Below are 19,798 nucleotides of genomic sequence, written 5' to 3' on the forward strand. Positions count from 1 at the left end.
GAAAGGATCAGGCGAGGGCGACCTGGCGCTCCCGCATCGGCTCGCGGGCGCGGTCGTGTTTCCCGGGCTCGGCGAGCCGGGTGAAGCTGCGCTGACTCGCATGCGCAGGCGCCTCGACGATGACGCCCTCGCAGACGATCTGCCCGCCGAGCATCCTGAATTCCAGCTTGTCGTAGCGCGGCATCGTCTCGCCGGGCGCCGGCGGCAGCAGTCCGACACTGCCCTGGATGTTGAGAGTGGCATCGCCGGTGCCGTGCAGGCGCGGATTCCACATCCTGATCCCGGTCTCGGCCCAGCGCTGCCGGATCAACGCGGCGCGGTCGGTGGGCTCTGCGACCTTTGGCCGAGGCTTCCGCGTGCTGAGTGTCTTCGCAGCGGGAGACTCGAGGATCGGCTCCGGCGCGACATCCGTGAGGACGATCGGTGTGTTGGCGGAAGCGTCCGCTGCGACGATCGTTGCGACAAGCGCGGAATCGCCGGCGAAGCCGGGCTCGATCTCTACGGCGACACTGGGAGACGCAGCCCTGTCGATGCTGCTCTCGGCAATATCCTCCGCCGAGACTTCGCTATCGGCAAGCGCGACACGCGAATCGTCCACGACGGCCAGCTCGACATCTGCTGCGAGGCCGGTGGAGGTGTCATCGTTGACGATGAGAACGGGTGCGTCAGCCGCCGCAATCGCGACCTCGGCGGCCGCGACCGGCGCCTCCTCCGCGATGGGTCCGACGTTGGCCTGGAGTTCGCAAGCTGGATCGCTGTTGACGAGGGGCTCGGGAACATCGACCGGCTCGACCTCGACGGCGGCGGTTGCGACCGCTGTCTCTTCCACGACGGCGGGTTCAGGGTTCGCTGGGAGTTCTGCGGGCGGATCGTTGCTTATGACTTCAGGAGCATCAACCGGCTCGCTCTCGGCCGACGAGACCGCAACTTCTTCGACGACGACCGGTTCGACGTCTACCGGCGTCTCCAGGGCTGGGTGGTCGCCGACGTCGATATCAATTGGCGCTGCCGACGGGCTTTCCGCGCTGACGGTATCATTCCCTGCCACCGGAGTCGCGACCGCGATCTCGGCGTCGCTGCAGCACGGAGCGGTGCTGAGGCCGGTGTCGAGAGACGGAGCTGCTTCTGCAATGTCGGTGGTGACGGCGGGTGAGTCGCTTGCGGCACTCGGTGCGACGTCGACACTGCCGCTGTGCGGCGGGGGCCGAAGCCGGGTGAACGCCCATTTCACCGCAGGGATGCGGCGCAGCAACGATATCAGTCTCGAAAGCACTGGGAGTTGTCCAAGAGGTACTCGGCGTGAGGCAATCGCTGATTCGTCAGCAATGTGAAAAACTGCCCCGGCCGTCACACCGATGTCAATCTAGGTGGGACCAATTGCAGAACATCCGCGCGCCATCGTGCGCATCGCGCGATCGTCTGGTGACGGCCGCCGCTTCAACTGGAAGAGAAAATTCCGAAGCGGACGCCAAACGTGCGAATAGCGGTGGTTAGCGATCGGCATGAGTGGGGGGCTCGTGCTTGGCAGCGAACCCCCAATGAAGCTGCAACGTCCTCTCTCGCGCTATTTCCCGCCGGAACCGGAGCCTGCACCGCTGCCAGAACCCGCGCCGCTGCCGGCCTGGCTGCCCATGTTATTCGTTTTGGTGCCACCTGCGGATGGCGACTGTGCGCCCTTGCTGTCGCTGGCCTCGTTCTGCATGTTCGATGCGCGGCCCGTCGTCATGCCTTTGGTCGCGGGCCCCCGCGAAGAGGGACCAACCTCGCCCTGACTGGATGCGCCTGGAGCAGGTTGTGTCTGCGCGAAGGCGCTACCGGTCGCCAGCGCCATGATGCACGCGGATGCCAGAATGATCTTCTTCATTGGATTCTCCTTGACTTGGCATCCCGGACAATCCGCCTCCGCCAACGACGTTCCTGCCGATCTGTCGCCATCTCTTCAACTCTCTGCGGCCTAACGTCGGGGTTCCCGTCTTCATCGCCAGCGGCTATTCAAGACCCTCATCATTCGTTTTGGGGAGGACGTATGAGAAGGATTGTCGCCATCGGAGCGGTTCTGCTCTGGTCCACCATCGCTTTCGCGCAGGATCGCACCATCACCGTGGCCTCGACGACGTCGACGGAACAGTCGGGGCTGTTCGGTTATCTGCTGCCGCTGTTCTCGAAGACCGAAGGCATCGAGGTGAAGGTCGTTGCCGTCGGCACCGGCCAGGCTCTTGACATCGGGCGGCGCGGCGATGCCGACGTGGTGTTCGTTCATGATAGGGCTGCCGAGGACAAGTTCATGTCCGAAGGCCAGGGCGTGAAGCGCTTCGACGTCATGTACAACGACTTCGTCATCGTCGGTCCAAAGAGCGATCCCGCGAAGATCGCCGGCGGCAAGGAGGTCACTGATGCGCTGCGCAAGATTGCGGCTGCGAAAGCGCCGTTCATCTCGCGCGGCGACAAATCCGGCACCCACGCGGCCGAGCTGCGATTGTGGAAGGAAGCGGGTGTCGACATTGGGGCCGGCAAGGACGGCTGGTATCGGGAGATCGGCCAGGGCATGGGACCGGCGCTCAACATGGCCTCGTCGTCGAATGCCTATCTTCTGTCGGACCGGGGCACCTGGCTCTCGTTCAAGAACAGGGGCGAACTTGCCATCCTGACCGAGGGCGACAAGCGACTGTTCAACCAGTATGGCGTCATGCTGGTGAATCCGGCAAAGCATCCGAACGTCAAGGCGAAGGACGGGCAGGCCTTCATCGACTGGCTTATCTCATCGAAGGGGCAGGATGCGATCGCCGGCTATAAGGTGGGCGGCGAGCAGCTATTTTTCCCCAACGCGTCCCACTAGCAAGAATGCGATGGTCGACACCGCGACGCTGAGCGCGAGCAGGATCAGCCCGAGCCCCAACGCCAGCGGCAGGTCGCCCTTGCTGGTCTCCAGCGCGATCGCGGTTGTCATCGTGCGGGTGAAGCCCCTTATGTTGCCGCCGACGATGATGATGGCGCCGACTTCCGCGATGGCGCGGCCGAAAGCCGCGAGAAAGGCCGTCAACAGCGAGGTCCGTCCCAGCGCGAACAGCAGTGCCATGCTGCGCAGGGCGGACAGTCCGTCGATCCGCGCCAGATCGCCATACTCCGCCCAAAGTAGGCTGGCCGGACGGTGCACCAGCGCCACCACGATCGGCGTCGCGAGCAGCGTCTGCGCGATCACCATGGCGGTCGGCGTGAACAATAGTCCTCCCGCCCCGAGCGGGCCGGACCGCGACAGCAGGAGGTAGAGCGCGAGCCCGACCACGACCGGCGGAAGGCCGAGCAAGGCATTGGTCAGGATGATGATGACCTGACGTCCGCGGAAGCGCGTGATCGCAAGCAGGGCTCCGAATGGTGCACCGATCAGCAGCGCGACGATGCTCGCGGTCAGGCTGACGCGCACCGACAAGGCGACGATCCCGAGCAGTTCGGCGTCGGCTTCGCCGATCAGCGTGAAGGCGGCACCGGTGGATCGTGCGAAATCGTTCATCCGGCCGGACGCTTTCGCGTCGGGCAGGATGCGTCGGGATCGTCGATATCGCGCAATCGCATCACGGATTGGTCTCTGCGAGTCTTTTGACATCGACAGAATACTCGGGCGAGACGATTTGGACAGGCGATTTAGCGGAAAATAACCGTCAAGTGCCGCGTTATGCAGGCTTTCCCGACGCGGTCTGGGCGGCGTTCGGCTTTACAGAGGCTGGGCTCCAAAGCCAGCGCGCCAGCACAACGGCAAGAACTGCCCCGACGAATTGAGCGGCGATGAAGCCTGGCACGTCTCGCGGGGCGATACCCGCGAACGTATCAGACAGTGCGCGGGCGATGGTGACCGCAGGATTGGCGAACGACGTGGATGACGTGAACCAGTAAGCCGAAGTAATAAAGAGGCCGACGGCGTAAGGAACCGCGGCGGGTGTCCGATACCGGACGCCAAGGATCGTCGACAGCAGGCCGAAGGTCGCCACGGCCTCGGCCAGCCATTGTCCGGCGCCGGCGCGTTCCGTGAGCGAACGCTGGAGAACTGGAAGCTCGAACATCAGATGTGCGATCTCAACACCGGCGATGCCGCCGCCCACCTGAGCGACAAGATAGATCGCGGCGTCCGTCCATGACGTTTCGCCGCGCAAAGCCAGGGCCAGTGTCACCGCTGGATTGAAATGCGCTCCCGAGATCGGAGCGAGCATCAGGATCAGCACGACGAGGATTGCGCCCGTGGCAATCGTATTGCACAGCAGTGCCAGCGCGACGTTTCCGCCGGCGAGCTTTTGCGCCATGATCCCGGAGCCGACGACGGCGGCGAGCAGAAACGCCGTCCCTAGCGATTCGGCGAAGGCACGCTGTCCCAGGCCCGGCATTAGGCGCCGCGATCGAGCCTGACGCGCTCGCCATCTTCCTTGACGAATTCGCCTTGTTGCGCCGGCAGCAGATCGAGCACCCGTTCGGAGGGGCGGCAGAGCCTGACGCCGTTCGGCGTCACTACGATCGGCCTGTTGATCAGGATTGGATGCGCCATCATGGCGTCGAGCAGCTGATCGTCGGTCAGCGCCGCGTTGTCGAGCCCGAGCTCCGCATAGGGCGCCGCCTTCTCGCGAACCGCCTCGCGCACCGAAATTCCCATACGCGCGATGAGCTGCTGCAACAGCGTCCGCGATGGCGGCGTCTTCAGGTATTCGATCACGTGCGGCTCGATGCCGGCGTTCCGGATCATCGCCAGTGTGTTGCGCGAGGTGCCGCAATCGGGATTGTGATAGATGATCGCATCCATGGTGGAATCCTCGTGCTCAGCAGCACGCCTGCGACGCCCTGGGCGCTGCCTGCGGCGCGCAGCAGGCCGATTGCTGCTCCTGCTTCTCGTGAGCGACCCGCGCCCGGTTCTCGCCGCTGCCGTCGCCGTAATCGGTGCTCTCGCCCGTGGTGTAGAAGGTTTCCCAGGCGATGCCGGCTGGATCATCAATCCAGGATTTCTCCGACTTGGCATAGCAGCAGGTGGTCTGCCCTTGCTCGACCACGTTGCCGCCGGCCCGGCGCAGCCGCGCATAGACTTCCTGGAGTTCCTCGCCGGTCTCGACCTGGATGCCGAGATGGTCAAGGCCAGCCGCGCGGCCACGCGTCGAGATCGCAAAATTCACGCGAGGGTCTTCCAGCATCCATTTGGCATAGTCGGATTTCACGACCGAGGGCTCGCTGGCGAACAAGGCCGAGTAGAATCCGATCGAGTGGGAGAGATCCTCGACGGACACGTGAACGTGCAGGCGCTTCATGGTCGGTCCTTTCAGGCTGGCACTTTGCTGCGCTTTCGCGCGGGTTTCGAAGGCGTGGCCGGAGCGCACGACACGCCGCCGCAGCAGTTCTCGGTCAGGAAACCGACGAGCGCGTTCATGGTCTCGAACCGCGCCGCATAGATCATCGAGCGTCCCTCGCGCCGGACGGTCACGAGTCCGGCCGTCCGCAGCCGGTCGAAATGGAAGGTCAGCGTGTTGGGGGCGAGATCCAGCGTTTCGGCGACCGCGCCGGCAGTCATGCCGTCGGGGCCGGCCTGCACCAGCAGGCGGAAGACCTCGAGACGGTTGTCCTGTGCAAGCGCGGCGAGCGCCGCGACGGCATCGTTCATTTCCATATTTCAACGATTATGGAAATAACGAGCGGCTGTCAATCGAGATTGTGGTGGGTCCAGCCCAATCTCGATTTGACGGTCGGTCGCCGCCGTTCAGCGCTTGGCGCTTTATTCCCGCCTCGGATGCTTTATGGAAGGGGCACGATCAGGTCGCACCCGCCCGGTGGGGGTGCTAGACCCTGGTGCAGGAACAACAGGGCTGGGCCGTCCTAGCCCCCAAGAATGAAGGATGTGAGGCAATGATCCAAACCGTTGGCATCATCGGGGCAGGGACCATGGGGAACGGCATCGCGCAGGTCTGCGCGGCGGCCGGGCTTTCGGTCGTCATGGTCGACATTTCCGATGCTGCGGTGAACCGCGGACTTTCGACCGTCGGCGGCAGCCTCGAGCGGCTGGTCAAGAAGGACAAGATGTCGGCTGCCGATCGTGAGGCGACGCTCAAGCGCATCACCGGCACCACCGACCGGTCGAAGCTGTCGGATTGCGACCTCGTCATCGAGGCGGCGACCGAGAACGAGGAGCTCAAGGTCAAGATCCTGAAGGACCTCTGCGCGACGCTGTCGCCGCGCACGCTGGTTGCGACCAACACCTCCTCGATCTCGATCACCAAGCTCGCCGCGGCGACCGATCGTCCCGACCGGTTCATCGGCATGCACTTCTTCAACCCCGTGCCGGTGATGGCGCTGCTCGAGCTCATCCGCGGCCTGCAGACCTCCAACGACACCCACGCCAAGGCGCTGGATTTCGCCAAGCGCGTCGGCAAGGTGGCGATCACGGCGAAGAACAGCCCGGGCTTCGCCGTCAACCGCATCCTCTGTCCGATGATCAACGAGGCGATCTTCGCGCTCCAGGAAGGGATCGCGACGGCGGAAGAGATCGACGCCGGCATGAAGCTCGGCTGCAACCATCCGATCGGGCCGCTGGCGCTGGCCGATCTCGTCGGCCTCGACACCATGCTTTCGGTGATGGAGGTCTTTTACAAAGGCTTCAACGACCCCAAATACCGTCCAGCCCCCTTGCTCAAGGAAATGGTCGATGCCGGCCATCTCGGCCGCAAGAGCGGACAGGGCTTCTACACCTATAGCGCCTGATGAAGGCATCGGCGGCAGGCACTCAGTGTCGCCGCCAGATTCCGCAATTTGCGCTGCGACAAAGACGCCGCGCGCAATTGGCCCGACAATGTCGAATGGGCGGCTCGCGGGAACATCGGAACGGATAACGAAGGGCATGTCGGATCGACTGAAGGCCGAGCGCGAGGCGGCGGCTGCGCGGCGGAATCTGCTGACCCAGGATGCGATCGAGCGCACCGGGATCACCGAGGAGATGATCGGGGAACTCGTCACCCGCTTCTACGGACGCGTGCGCGAGGACGCACGGCTCGGTCCGGTCTTTGCGATCGTCCAGAACTGGGATGAGCATCTCGTCAAGCTCAGGGATTTCTGGTCGTCGGTCGTCCTGATGAGCGGCCGCTATCATGGCTCGCCGATGCGGGCGCATTTGCCGCTGAGCCTGGTCGGCGATCATTTCGATCGCTGGCTCGACCTGTTCGAGCAGACTGCGCGCGAGGTCTGCCCGCCGGCGGCGGCCGCGCTCTTCATCGACAAGGCACGGCGCATCGCCGACAGTTTCGAAATGGCGTCGGCGACAGTCGCGGGCCGTATCGCGTCTCCGCGTCACGTGCTCCGGTCCTGACGACTGATCGGCCTGTCTGCAAGATACGCAGCTCCTTCGCTTTTGCGTTGCGACTGAGATCGCGGTGCACCAATTCCAACAGCATCGGCCTGATCTGCAAAATCATCATGCCAATCGCGCGGCGTGACGTTGAAATTGCGAAAACGCGCTTGATTGCGTTCACTATCGCTCAATCAAAGCGAGCAAAGCCATATTGATGCACTGCGGCGCCAACTCTTCGCCTTGTTTTCGGCAGAGTTCCGGCGCCTGCTAGTGTGCATGTCGTGCTCATCGTTCACTCCCAATTCTGCATCCTCCGAGAATTCCACAGAACCCGAAGCCGACGCGGGCGTCGAGCAGACGCGGCGAGCGCTGCTGCTCGGCGCGCTTGCGAGCACCGCTTGCCTCGGCTGTTCGCCGCAGGCGCGCGCGGGTGAAGATCCGCCCGGCTCCGACGAACGGCCACAAAAGGGTGACGTGCTCGTCTTCTCCGAAGGCGACAAGGAGGGGAAACTCATTACTGCGGCCGATGTGCCGGCCGGCGGACCGCCTATCCATGCCTGGCCGAAGGATCCCAACACGTCAGTGGTGCGCAGCGCCTCGCGCCTCAACGAGATCCTGATCATCAAGCTCGATCCCGCCGAGCTTGATGAGAAGACCCGCGCGCGTGCCGTCGACGGCATCATCGCCTATTCGGCGATCTGCTCGCACGCGGGCTGTCCCGTCACCGCCTGGGTGAAGAGCGATGTCGGCGACAAGGAGGTGTTCAAGTGCATGTGCCATAACTCCGAGTACGATCCCCGCGCGGGCGCGCAGGTCGTGTTCGGGCCGGCGCCGCGACGGCTTGCAGCGCTGCCGCTGGCGCTCGCTGACGGTTCGCTCAGCGTCGCCGGAAATTTCATCGGAAAGGTAGGTGGCGCGCAGCCAGGATGACGGACGGTGCGGGCCGTGCCCGCGTCACGAGAGGCCGCATCCGCCGATGGGCGGACGGGACGAACGACAAGAATTCACAACAAGAATTCAAACGGATGAAAAGGGGAACGTCCATGACCAGGAAGCCATGGTTACTGTCCGGCTTCGTCGCCTTCACGTGTCTTGCCTCGACCGCCGCCATATCAGGCCCGATCGAGAATTATTCTCCGGTCACCGCGCAACGGCTGGAAAATCCGGAACCTGGCAACTGGATGCTCTACCGGCGCACGTATGACGGGCAAGGCTACAGTCCGCTCGACCAGATCAACGCCTCGAACGTGAAAAACCTCACGCCGGCTTGGACCTTCGCTACGGGCGTCGTCGAAGGCCACGAGGCGCCGCCGATCGTCAACAACGGCGTGATGTTCGTGGCGACCCCGATGGGGCAGGTGATCGCTCTGAACGCGAAGACCGGCGACGAATACTGGCGCTACAAGCGGCAGCTCCCCGACGATCTGTTCCAGCTGCATCCGACCAGCCGCGGCGTCGGCCTGTGGGAGGACAAGCTCTATCTCGCCACCACCGACGACCACGTCGTCGCGCTCGACGCCAAGACCGGCAAGATGGTGTGGGACACCAAGGTGCAGGACTACAGGAAGGGCCAGTACATGACCCTGATGCCGCTGATCGTCGACGGCAAGGTCATCGTCGGCGGCTCCGGCGGCGAATTCGGCGTGCGCGGCTACGTCGCCGCCTACGATGCCAAGGACGGCAAGGAGTTGTGGCGGACCTTCACCATCCCCGGCGAAGGCGAGCCCGGTCACGACACCTGGCGGGGAGAGGACTGGAAGAACGGCGGCGGCTCGGCCTGGATGACGGGCAATTACGACAAGGAGACCAAGACGATCTACTGGGGTGTCGGCAACGCCGCGCCATGGCCCGGCGAAACCCATCCCGGCGACAATCTCTACACCTCCTCGGTGCTCGCGCTCGATCCCAATACCGGCAAGATCAAGACCCATCATCAGTACCACCAGAACGATTCCTGGGACTGGGATGAGGTCGATGCGCCGATGCTGATCGACCTGCAGCGCGACGGCCGCAACATCAAGAGCCTGGTCCATCCGGGACGCGACGCCATCTTCTGGGTGCTCGAGCGCACGCCGACCAAGATCAACTATGTCGCCGGCTGGCCGTTCGTCTCCACGGACGTCTGGAAAGGCATCGAACCGGAGAGCGGCAAGCCGATCGTCGATCCCGCGCACAAGCCGGTGATCGGCAAGCGCGTGGAGTTCTGTCCATCGCTCTGGGGCGGCAAGGATTGGCCGTCGGCGGCCTACAGCCAGAGGACTGGCCTCGTCTACGTGCCCGCCAACGAGAATTTCTGCGGTGGGTTCACCGGCGAGAAAGTCGCGCTGAAGCCTGGCGAACTCTGGCTCGGCACCAAGCCGGAGGATATCGGTCTCAAGGCGAAGCCCGGCGCGGATCATTTCGGCGAGCTGCAGGCCTGGGATCCCGCAACGGGCAAGAAGGTCTGGCAGCACAACTTTCCGAAGTCGCAACTGTTCGGATCGGTGACGGCGACCGCAGGCGATCTCGTCTTCGTCGGCGGCACCAACGACCGCAACTTCCGCGCCTTCAACGCCAAGACCGGCGAATTGTTGTGGGAGCAGAAGACCAACTCCGGCATCATGGGCATGCCGGTGTCCTATGAGATCGACGGCACGCAGTATGTCGCGATCCAGTCGGGATGGGGTGTGGACGCACAGCGCATCCAGGATGCACTTGCGACCAACAACATCGGGATCGAAGCCAACGTCCCGCAGGGTGGCGTCATCTGGGTGTTCGCGCTGAAGAAATAGCTCCGCAGGCGGATCGAAAGAGGCGGAGCAGCCGGGGGGTGGCGAATGCGGCGGACGGCAACGTCCGTCGCATTTTTGCTAAAGTGATGACGCCCTTGCGGCGCGATCTCGTCATGCCCGGGCTTGTCCCGGGCATCCACGTTCTTCGTGTTGAGACAAAGGTCGTGGATGGCCGGGACCAGCCCGGCCATGACGGCGTGGCAACATCAGTGCACCAAACTCGGAGCGCTACTTGCCCTGGCGCTCGACCTTGTCCTTTTCCTTCTGGTTCATATCCCGAACCTTCGGATCAGGGTTGCGTTGCCCGGTGGTCTGGCTGGTCGAGGCGGGCGGGGCGTTGGCGTTGGGCAGGGAGTTCTGGTCCGGCGCGGTGGGGCGCGTCGCCGTGGTCGGCGGGGCGGTGTTGCTCTGGGCGAACGCGCCGGCGGTCGTCAAAAGAAAGGCGCCCGACAGCGAGGCTGTGAGCGCCTTTGAGATGTTGGTCATCGATCCGCTCCTGTCAGATCGATGCAAACGGCCCGAGGCCGCTTGTGTTCCGACTCACGCTTCCAATTGCTTGCCGATCGGAAGCGAGCGAATACGCTTTCCCGTCGCCGCGAAGATCGCATTGATCAGCGCCGGCGCGAACGGCGGAACGCCGGGCTCGCCGACGCCGCTCGGCGGCGTGTCAGGTCCGGGCGGCACGATGTAGACGTTGGTCACCACAGGAGATTCGTCGATCCTGACGACCTGGAAGTCGTCAAAATTCTTCTGCTGGACCTTGCCGTCCTTGAAGGTGATCTCGCCGTATTTGGCGAGGCTCAGCCCCATGATCGCGGCGCCCTCGATCTGCGAGGCGATGCGCTCGGGGTTGACATAAGTGCCGCAATCGATCGCCGTGTCGACCCTTGGTACGGTCAGCTTGCCCTTGTCGTCGACCGCGACCTCGACGATGGTCGCGATGTAGCTGACGAAGCTGCGATGCACGGCGATGCCGAGGCCGTGGCCCTTCGGGACCTGACGGCCCCATTCGCCCTTCTCGGCGACCAGCTCGACCACCTTGCGCAGGCGCGCGGTGTCGATCGGGTAGCTGTCCTGGGGCTCGCCGTAGTTCCAGAGGTCCTTCACCGCGGGCTTGACGATGCGGGGGCTGCCGATCAGCGCGAGCAGGGTCTCCTTCTGGTCGCGGCCGGTCGCTTGCGCGATCTCGCCGACCATCGACTGCACCGCGAAGGCACGCGGGATGTTCGAGACCGACCGGAACCAGCCGATGCGGGTATGCGCGGCCGCCTCCGGATTTTCGCAGGAGATGTTGGCGATCTCGAACGGCATGTCGACGAGACCCATGCCGATCTCGAACGGGGCCTGGTGCACGGTGCCGGCGGCAAACGTCGAGGCGATGCTAGGCGCCACGCTGCGGTGGCGCCAGGCGATCACCTTGCCGGTCTTGTCGAGGCCGGCCTCGATTCGCTCGACCGAGACGGTGTGCAGGAAGCCGTTATGGATGTCGTCCTCGCGCGTCCACTGCACCTTGACCGGCGCGCCGAGCTCCTTGGAGAGCAGCGCGGCTTCGAGCGCGAAGTCGCATTTCGATTTGCGTCCGAACCCGCCGCCGAGCAGTGTGACGTTGACGGTGACGTTGCCTTCGGGAATGCCGAGCGTCTTGGCGACGTCCTCGCGGGTGCCGCCGGGGCTCTGAACCGGCGCCCAAATCTCCGCCTTGTCGCCCTTGACGTCGGCGACCGCCACCGGCGGCTCCATGCTGACATGGGCGAGATGCGGGATATAGTACTCGCCGACAATGACCTTGTCGGCGCTCTTCAAGGCGGCGTCCGCATCGCCCTCCTGACGCAGGACGAGGCCGGGCTTGCGCGAGGCTTCCTCAAGCTCCTTGCGATAGGCGACGGAGTCGTATTTGCCGTTGGGGCCGTCGTCCCACACGAGCTTAAGCGCGTCGCGGCCCTTGATCGCAGCACCGGTGTTGCGCGCGATCACGGCGACGCCGCCGAGCGGCTGAAATTTCGACGGCCATGGCCAGCCGCGCACCTGCATCACCTTCTCGACGCCGTCGATCTTCAGCGCCGCGTCCGGATCGAACGAGACCAGCTTGCCGCCGGTCACCGGCGGGCGGGCGATCACGGCATATTTCATGCCGGGCAGTCGCACGTCGGCGCCGTAGCGCGCCTTGCCGGTGGTGATGTCGTGGAGATCGACGATGCCGATCTGGCCCTTGGTGAGATAGCGGAAGTCCTTGGGGTTCTTCAGCTTGAGGCCTTCGATAGCAGGCACCGATTCCTTGGCGGCATCGGCGGCGAGCTCGCCGAAGCCGAGCTTGCGTCCGCTGGCGCTGTGGATGATCTCGTGATTGACGGCCTTGACCTCGGTCGCCGGCACGCCCCAGCGCTTGGCCGCGGCCTGCTCGAGCATGGTGCGGGCGGAGGCGCCGATCTGGCGCATCGGCATCAGATAGTGCCGCGTGCTGCGCGAGCCGTCGGTGTCCTGGTTGCCGAACTTGACCTCGTCGCCATGGGCCTGCTGCACCTTGACTCTGGACCAGTCGGCCTCCATCTCCTCGGCCACGATCAGAGGCAGGCTGGTGCGCACGCCGGTGCCCATTTCCGAACGATGCCCGACGATGGTGACGATGCCATCCGGCGCGACCGAAACGAACACCCGCGGATCGACCACGACGCCGTGCGGCATCTTTCCCGCGCCTGTTTCATAGGCGAACGCCTGGCGCGACATCACGGGCGCGGCAAGCACGAAGCCGCCGGTGATGCCGAGCCCCTTCAGGATGCTCCGGCGCGAGACTTTCTCGACCCTGACGTGCTTTTCGAAGCCGCGAAGCTTGCGAGGATTGTCGATGAAATTCATGTCACACTCCAGTCGATGCGAGATGGACGGCGTTCTCGATGCGCTGGTAGCAGCCGCAGCGGCAGATGTTGCCGGACATCGCCTCGCGAATCTGGTCGTGCGAGGGCTTTGGGTTGTCCATCAAGAGTGCTGCGCCCTGCATGATCTGGCCGGCCTGGCAGAAGCCGCATTGGGGCACGTTGAGCTCGCGCCAGGCCTTCTGCACCGGGTGATCGCCGGTAGGGTGCAGTCCCTCAATCGTCGTGACCTCGCGTCCGGCAACGTCGTTCACCGACGTGATGCAGGCGCGCACGGCCTGCTTGTCGACGATGACGGTGCAGGCGCCGCACAGGGCCTGGCCGCAACCGAATTTGGTGCCGGTCAGTCCGGCCTCGTCACGCAGGAACCAGAGTAGCGGGAGATCCGGGTCGCCGTCCCAGCTCTGTTCCTGGCCGTTGATCTTCACCTTGATCATGATCGTCCCTCGCTCTTCATAAGCCTGTTCGATTCAAAACTAACGACGCCACCGGGGTGCAATGCCGGTCGCGTCGTGCCGCCGCATCCCGGCCGCGTTATCCCGCGCGGACAGATCCCGGCGGGCGGCAGGAATACGAATCGCAATGTCCGGATGTGCTCGATACCTCCCGTTTTATTCTTATTTGATTGTTGTTCTTATTTGATTGCATTTCGCGCGGCATCGTGACGGCGCGACCGTAGCAGAGATCGCGCCGGCCCGGCGTTCACAGCCGAGTGTTCTCACCCGGAAAGATTGCATCGATGGTTTGTCAAAAGCAGGGCGCGGCTTCATGCCGCGCTGCTTGCGAAACGGGCGCAACCAAAAAAGCTTCGTCCGCCAGGAAGACTGCACGGACGAAGCAGGATGCCTCAGTCGAGGGAGGGAGAGCGCAGCACCGCGAACTTCAAGCAGGAAGCCGGCGGCCCTGCGCAGTCATTCAGAGACCAGGACTGAGGAGCTGATGGCCCTCACATACGCGTGGTGCAGAAGCTCGGCACCGCGGCGATGGTCCCGGATGGGGACCGACTCGGTTCGCTGGCGGTGATAGGCACCAGCGAACCGATAGGGCTTGAGAGGGCTCGGCGGCCCCGCTCAGGCGGCCTTAGGCGGCTTTGGCTTTCGCCACGTGGGTCGCGATCGCGTCCATCAGCGCCGGCGACAGGCAGTCATAGGGCTCCAGCCCGATTTCCTTCAGCCGCGCACGGATGCCCGCCATCTGCTCCGGCTTCACGCCCGATTCGATCACCGAGGAGACGAAGGCGGCGAATTGCGGCGCCTGCGAGCCCTGCTCCTGGAACAGCTCGGGATGGATGAAGTCGAGGCCGTAGAACGGATGGCCCTTGTTCTCGATGCGGCCGTACATGTGCGTGCCGCAGGCCTTGCAGGCATAGCGCTGGATCACCGCGGAGGGATCGACGATCTGGAGCTTGTCGCCGTTCTCGAGCACGGTGACGTTCTGGCGCGGGACCACGGCGACGACCGAGAAGGTCGCGCCCGGCGGCTTCCAGCACTTGGTGCAGCCGCAGGCGTGGTTGTGCGCGACGTCGCCCTTGATGCCGACCTTCACCGGATGGTCCGTGCATTTGCAGACCAGCGTGCCACCGGCGAAGCTGCCGCTGCCTTGTTTGATGCCGTTGTCGATCGATGGATGGAGTGCAACAGTCATGGGTCGATCCTCCTGGGGTGTGATGGCTGTGAGCTAGAACACGACGACAGAACGGATGGATTTGCCCTCGTGCATGAGTTCAAAACCCTTGTTGATTTCTTCGAGCTTGAGCGTGTGGGTGATCATCGGATCGATCTGGATCTTTCCGTTCATGTACCAGTCGACGATCTTCGGCACGTCGGTGCGGCCGCGCGCGCCGCCGAACGCCGTGCCGCGCCAATTGCGTCCCGTAACGAGCTGGAACGGCCGCGTGGCGATCTCCTTGCCGGCTTCGGCAACGCCGATGATGATCGAGGTACCCCAGCCGCGATGGCAGGCTTCCAGTGCCTGGCGCATCACTGTGGTGTTGCCGGTGCAGTCGAAGGTGTAGTCGGCGCCGCCGTCGGTGAGGCCGACGAGGTGCTGGACGACGTCGCCGGTGACCTTCTTCGGGTTGACGAAGTGGGTCATGCCGAAGCGGCGGCCCCAATCTTCCTTGGAATCGTTGATGTCGACACCGACGATCTTGTCGGCGCCGGCCATCTTGGCGCCCTGGATCACGTTGAGGCCGATACCGCCGAGGCCGAACACGACGACATTGGAGCCCGGCTCGACCTTTGCAGTGTTGACGACGGCGCCGACGCCGGTGGTCACGCCGCAGCCGATGTAGCAGCTCTTGTCGAACGGCGCGTCCTCGCGGATCTTGGCGACCGCGATCTCCGGCAGCACGGTGAAGTTCGAGAAGGTCGAGCAGCCCATGTAATGGTAGATCGGCTTGCCCTTGTAGGAGAAGCGGCTGGTGCCGTCGGGCATCACGCCCTTGCCCTGCGTCGCGCGGATCGCGGTGCAGAGATTGGTCTTCTGGCTGAGGCAGCTTTTGCACTGCCGGCATTCCGGCGTGTAGAGCGGAATGACGTGGTCGCCCGGTTTCACCGAGGTCACGCCGGGACCGATCTCGCGGATGATGCCGGCGCCCTCATGGCCCAGGATCGACGGGAAGATTCCTTCGCTGTCGAAACCGTCGAGCGTATAGGCGTCGGTATGGCAGATGCCCGTGGCCTTGATCTCGACCAGGACTTCGCCGGCCTTCGGTCCTTCCAGGTCGACCTCGACGATCTCGAGCGGCTTCTTGGCTTCGAAAGCAACGGCTGCACGTGTCTTCATCGTAAACTCCTCAAATCTTCGTAGGACGCCAGGACGTCGTCGCGGCGATCCTGGCAACGTTCATTTCTTGCCCATGCAGGCGTCTTCCGCCTTGGTGTAGGCTTCTGTCTTCTCCTCCTTCTTGGAGGGACGCTGCCGGCCCCACGCGTCAGTGGAGCGGGCGCGCAGATAGACATAGAGATCGTCCATGTAGCAGGCGACGTTCGGGTTGTCGCCGAAGGCCGGCATGACGTTCTCCTGCGCGGTCGAGATGTTCTTGCGACCGGAGGCGATCACGCCGATAAAGTCGCCATAGCTCATCGATTTGACGGAATCCTTCAGCGCCGGTGCGTAGGTCGATCCCATGCCGTCGGGGCCGTGGCACACATGGCAGTCTGAGTGATAGCGGCGGTATCCGGAATAGGTGAACCAGTCCACGGTGCCGTCGGCCGAAATCTTGTAGGTCGGGTTTCCTTCCTTATCGAGCCACTTCCCGTCGTCTTCCTTCTTCACCGCGGTCGGGTCTCCCGGACCGTCCGCGACCGCAACTCCTCCGGACGCAACGAAGATTATCACAGCAATGGCAGAGCAGATTTTACGCAAGAGATTTTTCCTCGAAGGCGTTCGGTGGAGACGAGCCGGCGCGTGGAGTTGATCCACGCGCCGGAGCGATGCTGAGCGGGGCCTAGTTCGGCAGCGAGAACACGGTCAGCGTACCGCCGAGCGCCGTGTAGTTGCTGAGGGCCGCGTAGCCACCGACGGCGCCGAGACCGGCGGTCGGATCGGTCAGACCTGCTGCCAGACCGATGCCGGCCCAGCCACCCACGCCGGAGAGCACGGCAACGTACTGCTTGCCATTGTTCTCATAGGTGGTGACGTTGCCGATGATGCCGGAGGGAGTCTTGAACTTGTAGAGCTCCTTGCCGGACTTGGCATCGACTGCCTTCAGATAGCCTTCGAGCGTGCCGTAGAACACCACGCCGCCGGCGGTTGCGAGCGCACCCGACCAGACCGAGAACTGCTCCTTGTTCGACCAGACGATCTTGCCGGTCTTGCCGTCCCAGGCGATGAAGTTGCCCATGTGGCTTTCACCCTGCGGCGGATACATCGAGAGCGTCGCACCCACATAGGGCTGGCCCGCGGTGTAGCTCACCTTGAACGGTTCGTAGTCCATGCAGACGTGGTTGGTCGGAACGTAGAACAGCTGCGTGTCCGGCGAGTAGGCTGCCGGCTGCTCGTCCTTGGTGCCGAGCGCGGCCGGGCAGATGCCCTTCACGTTGACGTCCTCGCCCGCCTTGTCGGTCGAAGCTGCGTCAAGCACCTTCGGACGGCCGTAGGTCGGCGAGCTCTTGTTCATGTCGACGCCGGAGGTCCAGTTCACCTTCGGATCGTACTTTTCGGCGACCAGGAGTTCGCCGTTCTCACGGTCGAGGGTGTAGGCGAGGCCGTTGCGGTCGAAATGGGTCAGGAGCTTGCGAGGCTGCCCATTGATCTGCTGATCCGTGAGGATCATCTCGTTGACGCCGTCATAGTCCCACTCGTCATGGGGCGTCATCTGGTAGACCCACTTGGCCATACCGGTGTCCGCGTCGCGCGCGAAAATGGTCATCGACCATTTGTTGTCACCGGGACGCTGCTTCGGATTCCAGGTCGAGGGGTTGCCCGACCCGTAATAGACCATGTTCAGAGCGGGATCGTAGGAGATCCAGCCCCAGGTGCAGCCGCCGCCGATCTTCCACTGATCGCCCTGCCAGGTCTTCAAGCTGGAGTCAGCTCCGACCGGCTTGCCGAGCGACGTCGTCTTGGCCGGATCGAGCTTGATCTGATCATCCGGACCTTCGGAATAGGCGCGCCAGACCTGCTTGCCGCTCTTGAGATCGTAAGCGGTGACGTGGCACTGCACGCCGAATTCGCCGCCGGAGATGCCGACCAGGACCTTGTCCTTGACGACCAGCGCGGCCGACGTACCGGTCTCGCCCTTCGCAGGATTGCCGTTGGTCGCCGACCAGGCCACTTGGCCGGTCTTGGCGTCGAGCGCGACGAGGTTGGTGTCGGCCTGATGCAGGATGATCTTGCCGTCGCCGTAAGACAGGCCGCGGTTGACCGTGTCGCAGCACATCACCGGGATGACGTTCGGATCCTGCTTCGGCTCGTACTTCCAGATGATCTTGTTCTCGTTGGAAAGGTCAAGAGCGTAGACCTTGTTTGGGAACGGCGTGTGGACGTACATCACGTTGCCGATGATCAGCGGGCCGCCTTCGTGACCACGCAGCACGCCGGTCGAGAAGGTCCAGGCGACCTGGAGCTTGCCGACGTTCTGTGCATTGATCTGGTTCAGCTTGGAATAGCGGGTATTGGCGTAATCGCCCGCCGGCATCACCCAGTCTTTCGGGTTCTGCGACATCTTGATCAGCTCGTCATTGGCTGAGGCGCTGCCGACGGCGAGAGCCGCCGCGGAGCCAAGATAGGTCGCCAGTAGCACCTTGCGCATAGTTAATTCCTCCGTTGGTCGTTTATTGTTTCCGAAGCATTGCTTAATCACCGGGCTTCTCGTCCGGCGTCTGCTCGTGCAGGGCGGTCACGATCGAGACCAGAAACGATGCTGTGCTGTTTCCTCCTCCTGATGAGAGCCACGGGTCCGTGTGTGCAGGAGCGGCCCGTTCTTGTTGTTCCTGCCGCAATCCCTAACGACTTCGTCAACGGGAAACTTGCCCAAGAGAGAAGCCGGTTTGCTCGACAGCGCACGGGCGCGAAGATTTTGATTTTGCAGTAGCGAATTCAGCGGTTTCCGCGCCGGCTTGCGCGGCCGTCCGCGCCCATGTTCCCCTTGACGGCGCTGCAACTAAGGCGGAGGATTAAGTTTCAAGGGTGGCAATGGAACGGAGGCGCAAGTTCCAAAAGATCGCCTAAGTTTGAGGTAAACGTCACGCAATCACGGCTGAGGGCTCCAGCAGCGCTGGTCGCGATTCGCGTCGAATCTCCAGATCAAACCAGTGGCTGGATCAATGTCCGACACAATTCACACGCTCTCGACGACCGGGCTGACGCCGAAGCGGCAGATCCAGAGCTGGATCGATGGTCTGACGAGCCTGTGCGGCTATTTCGACGTCGATCCGCTGGAGGCCTCCTCGCTCGAAGGTCGCATCGACTACACCACCGTTTCGCGTCTGAAGCTCTGCCAGATCGAGGTCAGCCAGCACCGCATCGCGCACACGATGGCGCGCGCCAAGGCCAACGAACATCCGTACATCAAGATTCACTTCCAGACCTACGGCGTGTCCTATTTCGAACAAGAGGGCCGCCACATCGAACTCAACCCTGGCGACATCATCGCCTATGACGTCTCCTGCCCGCATTCGATCATCAGCCCCGCTTTCACCCGCCACGACGTGGTGATCGTGCCGAAGGCGCTGCTGCGCGACCGCGGCTTTCCCTCGCAGCGGATGCCGGCGTGCAAATTGTCGGCGAAGACCGGGACGGGGCGGATTGCCCATGATTTCGTTCACGCCACTTTCGACGAGGCAGCGAAGCTGTCGGCGAACAGCGCGGTCGGCGTGGCCGATTCGCTGATCGACCTCTTGCTGCTGCCGCTGCGCGAGGCCGACACGATGTTCGACCGTGTCGGACCGGAAGCGATGTATGTGCGCGCGCAGTTCTTCATCCGCGAGCATCTGCGCGATCCGGATCTGTGCATCGATCAGATCTCGACCGAGCTCGGCTGCTCCAAACGCTATCTGCACATGCTGTTCTCGGAGCGCGGCACCACGGTGAGCGACTACATCTGGCAGGCGCGCCTGCAGAACTGCCGCCAGGAGCTCGAGGCCCACGCCGGCAAGACCATCACCGACGTCGCGTTCTCCTGGGGCTTCTCCAGCTCATCGCATTTCAGCCGCGTGTTCCGGAAATATTTCGGCGTGGTGCCGTCCTCGATCCACAAGGCGCAGCAGGGCACCGCGAGCTCGAACGAGCATTAGAGCGTGACCCGGAAAAGTGTGCAGCGGTTTTCCGAAAGGATCATGCTCAAACAATAGCCTCAAGCGCGACGACGACTCGTCCTAATCCCATCTCGCTTTAGGCTCGTCGCG

General features: G+C 63.5%; 20 protein-coding genes. 6 read left to right on the plus strand and 14 right to left on the minus strand.

Features of this window, described 5'->3' with window-relative positions:
- Nucleotides 1–7: 7 nt before the first annotated feature.
- Both BLV07_RS37925 and BLV07_RS37930 read right to left on the minus strand, forming a co-directional pair.
- Complete coding sequence (locus BLV07_RS37925) at nt 8–1,252, minus strand: hypothetical protein (RefSeq protein WP_091896344.1); 1,245 nt, start codon at nt 1,250–1,252, stop codon at nt 8–10.
- 312 nt (nt 1,253–1,564) lie between these two features.
- Nucleotides 1,565–1,864, minus strand: a complete 300-nt coding sequence (locus BLV07_RS37930; RefSeq protein ID WP_091896347.1) for a hypothetical protein — start codon at nt 1,862–1,864, stop codon at nt 1,565–1,567.
- Nucleotides 1,865–2,026: 162 nt separating this feature from the next.
- On the opposite strand from BLV07_RS37930, the gene BLV07_RS37935 reads away from it, so the two are divergent.
- Nucleotides 2,027–2,836, plus strand: a complete 810-nt coding sequence (locus tag BLV07_RS37935) for an ABC transporter substrate-binding protein (RefSeq protein WP_091896350.1) — start codon at nt 2,027–2,029, stop codon at nt 2,834–2,836.
- Here the strand turns inward: BLV07_RS37935 and BLV07_RS37940 are convergent.
- The 5 genes from BLV07_RS37940 to BLV07_RS37960 form a co-directional block, all read right to left on the minus strand.
- Nucleotides 2,810–3,508 (minus strand): ABC transporter permease, encoded by a 699-nt coding sequence (locus BLV07_RS37940; protein WP_091896353.1) that lies wholly within the window; start codon nt 3,506–3,508, stop codon nt 2,810–2,812. The two genes, BLV07_RS37935 and BLV07_RS37940, sit on opposite strands and share 27 nt — an antisense overlap.
- Nucleotides 3,509–3,668: 160 nt before the next feature.
- Complete coding sequence (locus BLV07_RS37945) at nt 3,669–4,373, minus strand: MIP/aquaporin family protein (RefSeq protein ID WP_091896356.1); 705 nt, start codon at nt 4,371–4,373, stop codon at nt 3,669–3,671.
- The gene (gene arsC / locus BLV07_RS37950) at nt 4,373–4,783 is read right to left on the minus strand and encodes an arsenate reductase (glutaredoxin) (protein ID WP_091896359.1); all 411 of its coding nucleotides are present in this window, start codon (nt 4,781–4,783) and stop codon (nt 4,373–4,375) included. The genes BLV07_RS37945 and arsC overlap by 1 nt, the downstream gene beginning before the upstream one ends.
- A 16-nt stretch (nt 4,784–4,799) precedes the next feature.
- Entirely contained in the window at nt 4,800–5,279 is a 480-nt protein-coding gene (locus BLV07_RS37955; RefSeq protein WP_091896362.1) for an ArsI/CadI family heavy metal resistance metalloenzyme, read from the minus strand.
- 11 nt (nt 5,280–5,290) lie between these two features.
- Entirely contained in the window at nt 5,291–5,629 is a 339-nt protein-coding gene (locus BLV07_RS37960; RefSeq protein WP_502690282.1) for an ArsR/SmtB family transcription factor, read from the minus strand.
- 242 nt (nt 5,630–5,871) lie between these two features.
- Here BLV07_RS37960 and BLV07_RS37965 point away from each other — a divergent pair, with 242 nt between their 5' ends.
- The 4 genes from BLV07_RS37965 (at nt 5,872) to BLV07_RS37980 (ending at nt 10,077) form a co-directional block, all read left to right on the plus strand.
- Nucleotides 5,872–6,723 (plus strand): 3-hydroxybutyryl-CoA dehydrogenase, encoded by an 852-nt coding sequence (locus BLV07_RS37965; protein WP_091896368.1) that lies wholly within the window; start codon nt 5,872–5,874, stop codon nt 6,721–6,723.
- Between the two features lie 136 nt (nt 6,724–6,859).
- Entirely contained in the window at nt 6,860–7,324 is a 465-nt protein-coding gene (locus BLV07_RS37970) for a group III truncated hemoglobin (RefSeq protein ID WP_091896370.1), read from the plus strand.
- 258 nt (nt 7,325–7,582) lie between these two features.
- On the plus strand, nt 7,583–8,236 hold the full coding sequence (locus tag BLV07_RS37975; RefSeq protein ID WP_091896373.1) for a QcrA and Rieske domain-containing protein: 654 nt from the start codon (nt 7,583–7,585) through the stop codon (nt 8,234–8,236).
- 113 nt (nt 8,237–8,349) lie between these two features.
- A complete protein-coding gene (locus tag BLV07_RS37980; protein WP_091896376.1) occupies nt 8,350–10,077 on the plus strand; it encodes a methanol/ethanol family PQQ-dependent dehydrogenase in 1,728 nt (575 codons plus the stop codon).
- A 228-nt stretch (nt 10,078–10,305) separates the two neighbouring features.
- On the opposite strand, the gene BLV07_RS37985 is transcribed toward BLV07_RS37980, so the two are convergent.
- The 7 genes from BLV07_RS37985 to xoxF5 all read right to left on the minus strand — a co-directional run bounded on the left by BLV07_RS37985 (nt 10,306) and on the right by xoxF5 (nt 18,204).
- The gene (locus tag BLV07_RS37985) at nt 10,306–10,563 is read right to left on the minus strand and encodes a hypothetical protein (protein WP_091896379.1); all 258 of its coding nucleotides are present in this window, start codon (nt 10,561–10,563) and stop codon (nt 10,306–10,308) included.
- Between the two features lie 54 nt (nt 10,564–10,617).
- Nucleotides 10,618–12,930, minus strand: coding sequence for a xanthine dehydrogenase family protein molybdopterin-binding subunit (locus BLV07_RS37990; protein WP_091896383.1), 2,313 nt, complete (start codon nt 12,928–12,930; stop codon nt 10,618–10,620).
- Nucleotide 12,931: 1 nt separating this feature from the next.
- Nucleotides 12,932–13,384, minus strand: coding sequence for a (2Fe-2S)-binding protein (locus BLV07_RS37995; RefSeq protein WP_091896387.1), 453 nt, complete (start codon nt 13,382–13,384; stop codon nt 12,932–12,934).
- Between the two features lie 643 nt (nt 13,385–14,027).
- A complete protein-coding gene (gene gfa, locus BLV07_RS38000; RefSeq protein WP_091896390.1) occupies nt 14,028–14,591 on the minus strand; it encodes an S-(hydroxymethyl)glutathione synthase in 564 nt (187 codons plus the stop codon).
- Nucleotides 14,592–14,624: 33 nt separating this feature from the next.
- Entirely contained in the window at nt 14,625–15,734 is a 1,110-nt protein-coding gene (locus tag BLV07_RS38005; RefSeq protein WP_091896393.1) for an S-(hydroxymethyl)glutathione dehydrogenase/class III alcohol dehydrogenase, read from the minus strand.
- A 60-nt stretch (nt 15,735–15,794) separates the two neighbouring features.
- Entirely contained in the window at nt 15,795–16,286 is a 492-nt protein-coding gene (locus tag BLV07_RS38010; RefSeq protein ID WP_091896454.1) for a c-type cytochrome, methanol metabolism-related, read from the minus strand.
- A 112-nt stretch (nt 16,287–16,398) separates the two neighbouring features.
- Nucleotides 16,399–18,204, minus strand: coding sequence for a lanthanide-dependent methanol dehydrogenase XoxF5 (xoxF5, locus tag BLV07_RS38015; protein WP_091896396.1), 1,806 nt, complete (start codon nt 18,202–18,204; stop codon nt 16,399–16,401).
- A gap of 514 nt (nt 18,205–18,718) precedes the next feature.
- Between xoxF5 and BLV07_RS38020 the strand changes: the two genes are divergently transcribed.
- A complete protein-coding gene (locus tag BLV07_RS38020) occupies nt 18,719–19,687 on the plus strand; it encodes a helix-turn-helix domain-containing protein (RefSeq protein ID WP_091896399.1) in 969 nt (322 codons plus the stop codon).
- The last annotated feature ends 111 nt before the right edge of the window (nt 19,688–19,798 follow it).

The organism is Bradyrhizobium sp. Rc2d (assembly GCF_900099855.1).
Taxonomy (GTDB): domain Bacteria; phylum Pseudomonadota; class Alphaproteobacteria; order Rhizobiales; family Xanthobacteraceae; genus Bradyrhizobium.

Excerpts from the sequence above, each read along its gene's own strand:
- BLV07_RS37985 (WP_091896379.1), bottom strand. The coding sequence starts at position 10,563 with ATGACCAACATCTCAAAGGCGCTCACAGCCTCGCTGTCGGGCGCCTTT.
- BLV07_RS37940 (WP_091896353.1), bottom strand. The coding sequence starts at position 3,508 with ATGAACGATTTCGCACGATCCACCGGTGCCGCCTTCACGCTGATCGGC.
- arsC (WP_091896359.1), bottom strand. The coding sequence starts at position 4,783 with ATGGATGCGATCATCTATCACAATCCCGATTGCGGCACCTCGCGCAAC.
- BLV07_RS37980 (WP_091896376.1), top strand. The coding sequence starts at position 8,350 with ATGACCAGGAAGCCATGGTTACTGTCCGGCTTCGTCGCCTTCACGTGT.
- BLV07_RS37945 (WP_091896356.1), bottom strand. The coding sequence starts at position 4,373 with ATGCCGGGCCTGGGACAGCGTGCCTTCGCCGAATCGCTAGGGACGGCG.
- BLV07_RS37930 (WP_091896347.1), bottom strand. The coding sequence starts at position 1,864 with ATGAAGAAGATCATTCTGGCATCCGCGTGCATCATGGCGCTGGCGACC.
- BLV07_RS38020 (WP_091896399.1), top strand. The coding sequence starts at position 18,719 with ATGTCCGACACAATTCACACGCTCTCGACGACCGGGCTGACGCCGAAG.
- BLV07_RS37990 (WP_091896383.1), bottom strand. The coding sequence starts at position 12,930 with ATGAATTTCATCGACAATCCTCGCAAGCTTCGCGGCTTCGAAAAGCAC.
- BLV07_RS37995 (WP_091896387.1), bottom strand. The coding sequence starts at position 13,384 with ATGATCAAGGTGAAGATCAACGGCCAGGAACAGAGCTGGGACGGCGAC.
- BLV07_RS37960 (WP_502690282.1), bottom strand. The coding sequence starts at position 5,629 with ATGAACGATGCCGTCGCGGCGCTCGCCGCGCTTGCACAGGACAACCGT.
- BLV07_RS37975 (WP_091896373.1), top strand. The coding sequence starts at position 7,583 with ATGTCGTGCTCATCGTTCACTCCCAATTCTGCATCCTCCGAGAATTCC.
- gfa (WP_091896390.1), bottom strand. The coding sequence starts at position 14,591 with ATGACTGTTGCACTCCATCCATCGATCGACAACGGCATCAAACAAGGC.
- xoxF5 (WP_091896396.1), bottom strand. The coding sequence starts at position 18,204 with ATGCGCAAGGTGCTACTGGCGACCTATCTTGGCTCCGCGGCGGCTCTC.
- BLV07_RS37965 (WP_091896368.1), top strand. The coding sequence starts at position 5,872 with ATGATCCAAACCGTTGGCATCATCGGGGCAGGGACCATGGGGAACGGC.
- BLV07_RS37970 (WP_091896370.1), top strand. The coding sequence starts at position 6,860 with ATGTCGGATCGACTGAAGGCCGAGCGCGAGGCGGCGGCTGCGCGGCGG.
- BLV07_RS37955 (WP_091896362.1), bottom strand. The coding sequence starts at position 5,279 with ATGAAGCGCCTGCACGTTCACGTGTCCGTCGAGGATCTCTCCCACTCG.
- BLV07_RS38005 (WP_091896393.1), bottom strand. The coding sequence starts at position 15,734 with ATGAAGACACGTGCAGCCGTTGCTTTCGAAGCCAAGAAGCCGCTCGAG.
- BLV07_RS37935 (WP_091896350.1), top strand. The coding sequence starts at position 2,027 with ATGAGAAGGATTGTCGCCATCGGAGCGGTTCTGCTCTGGTCCACCATC.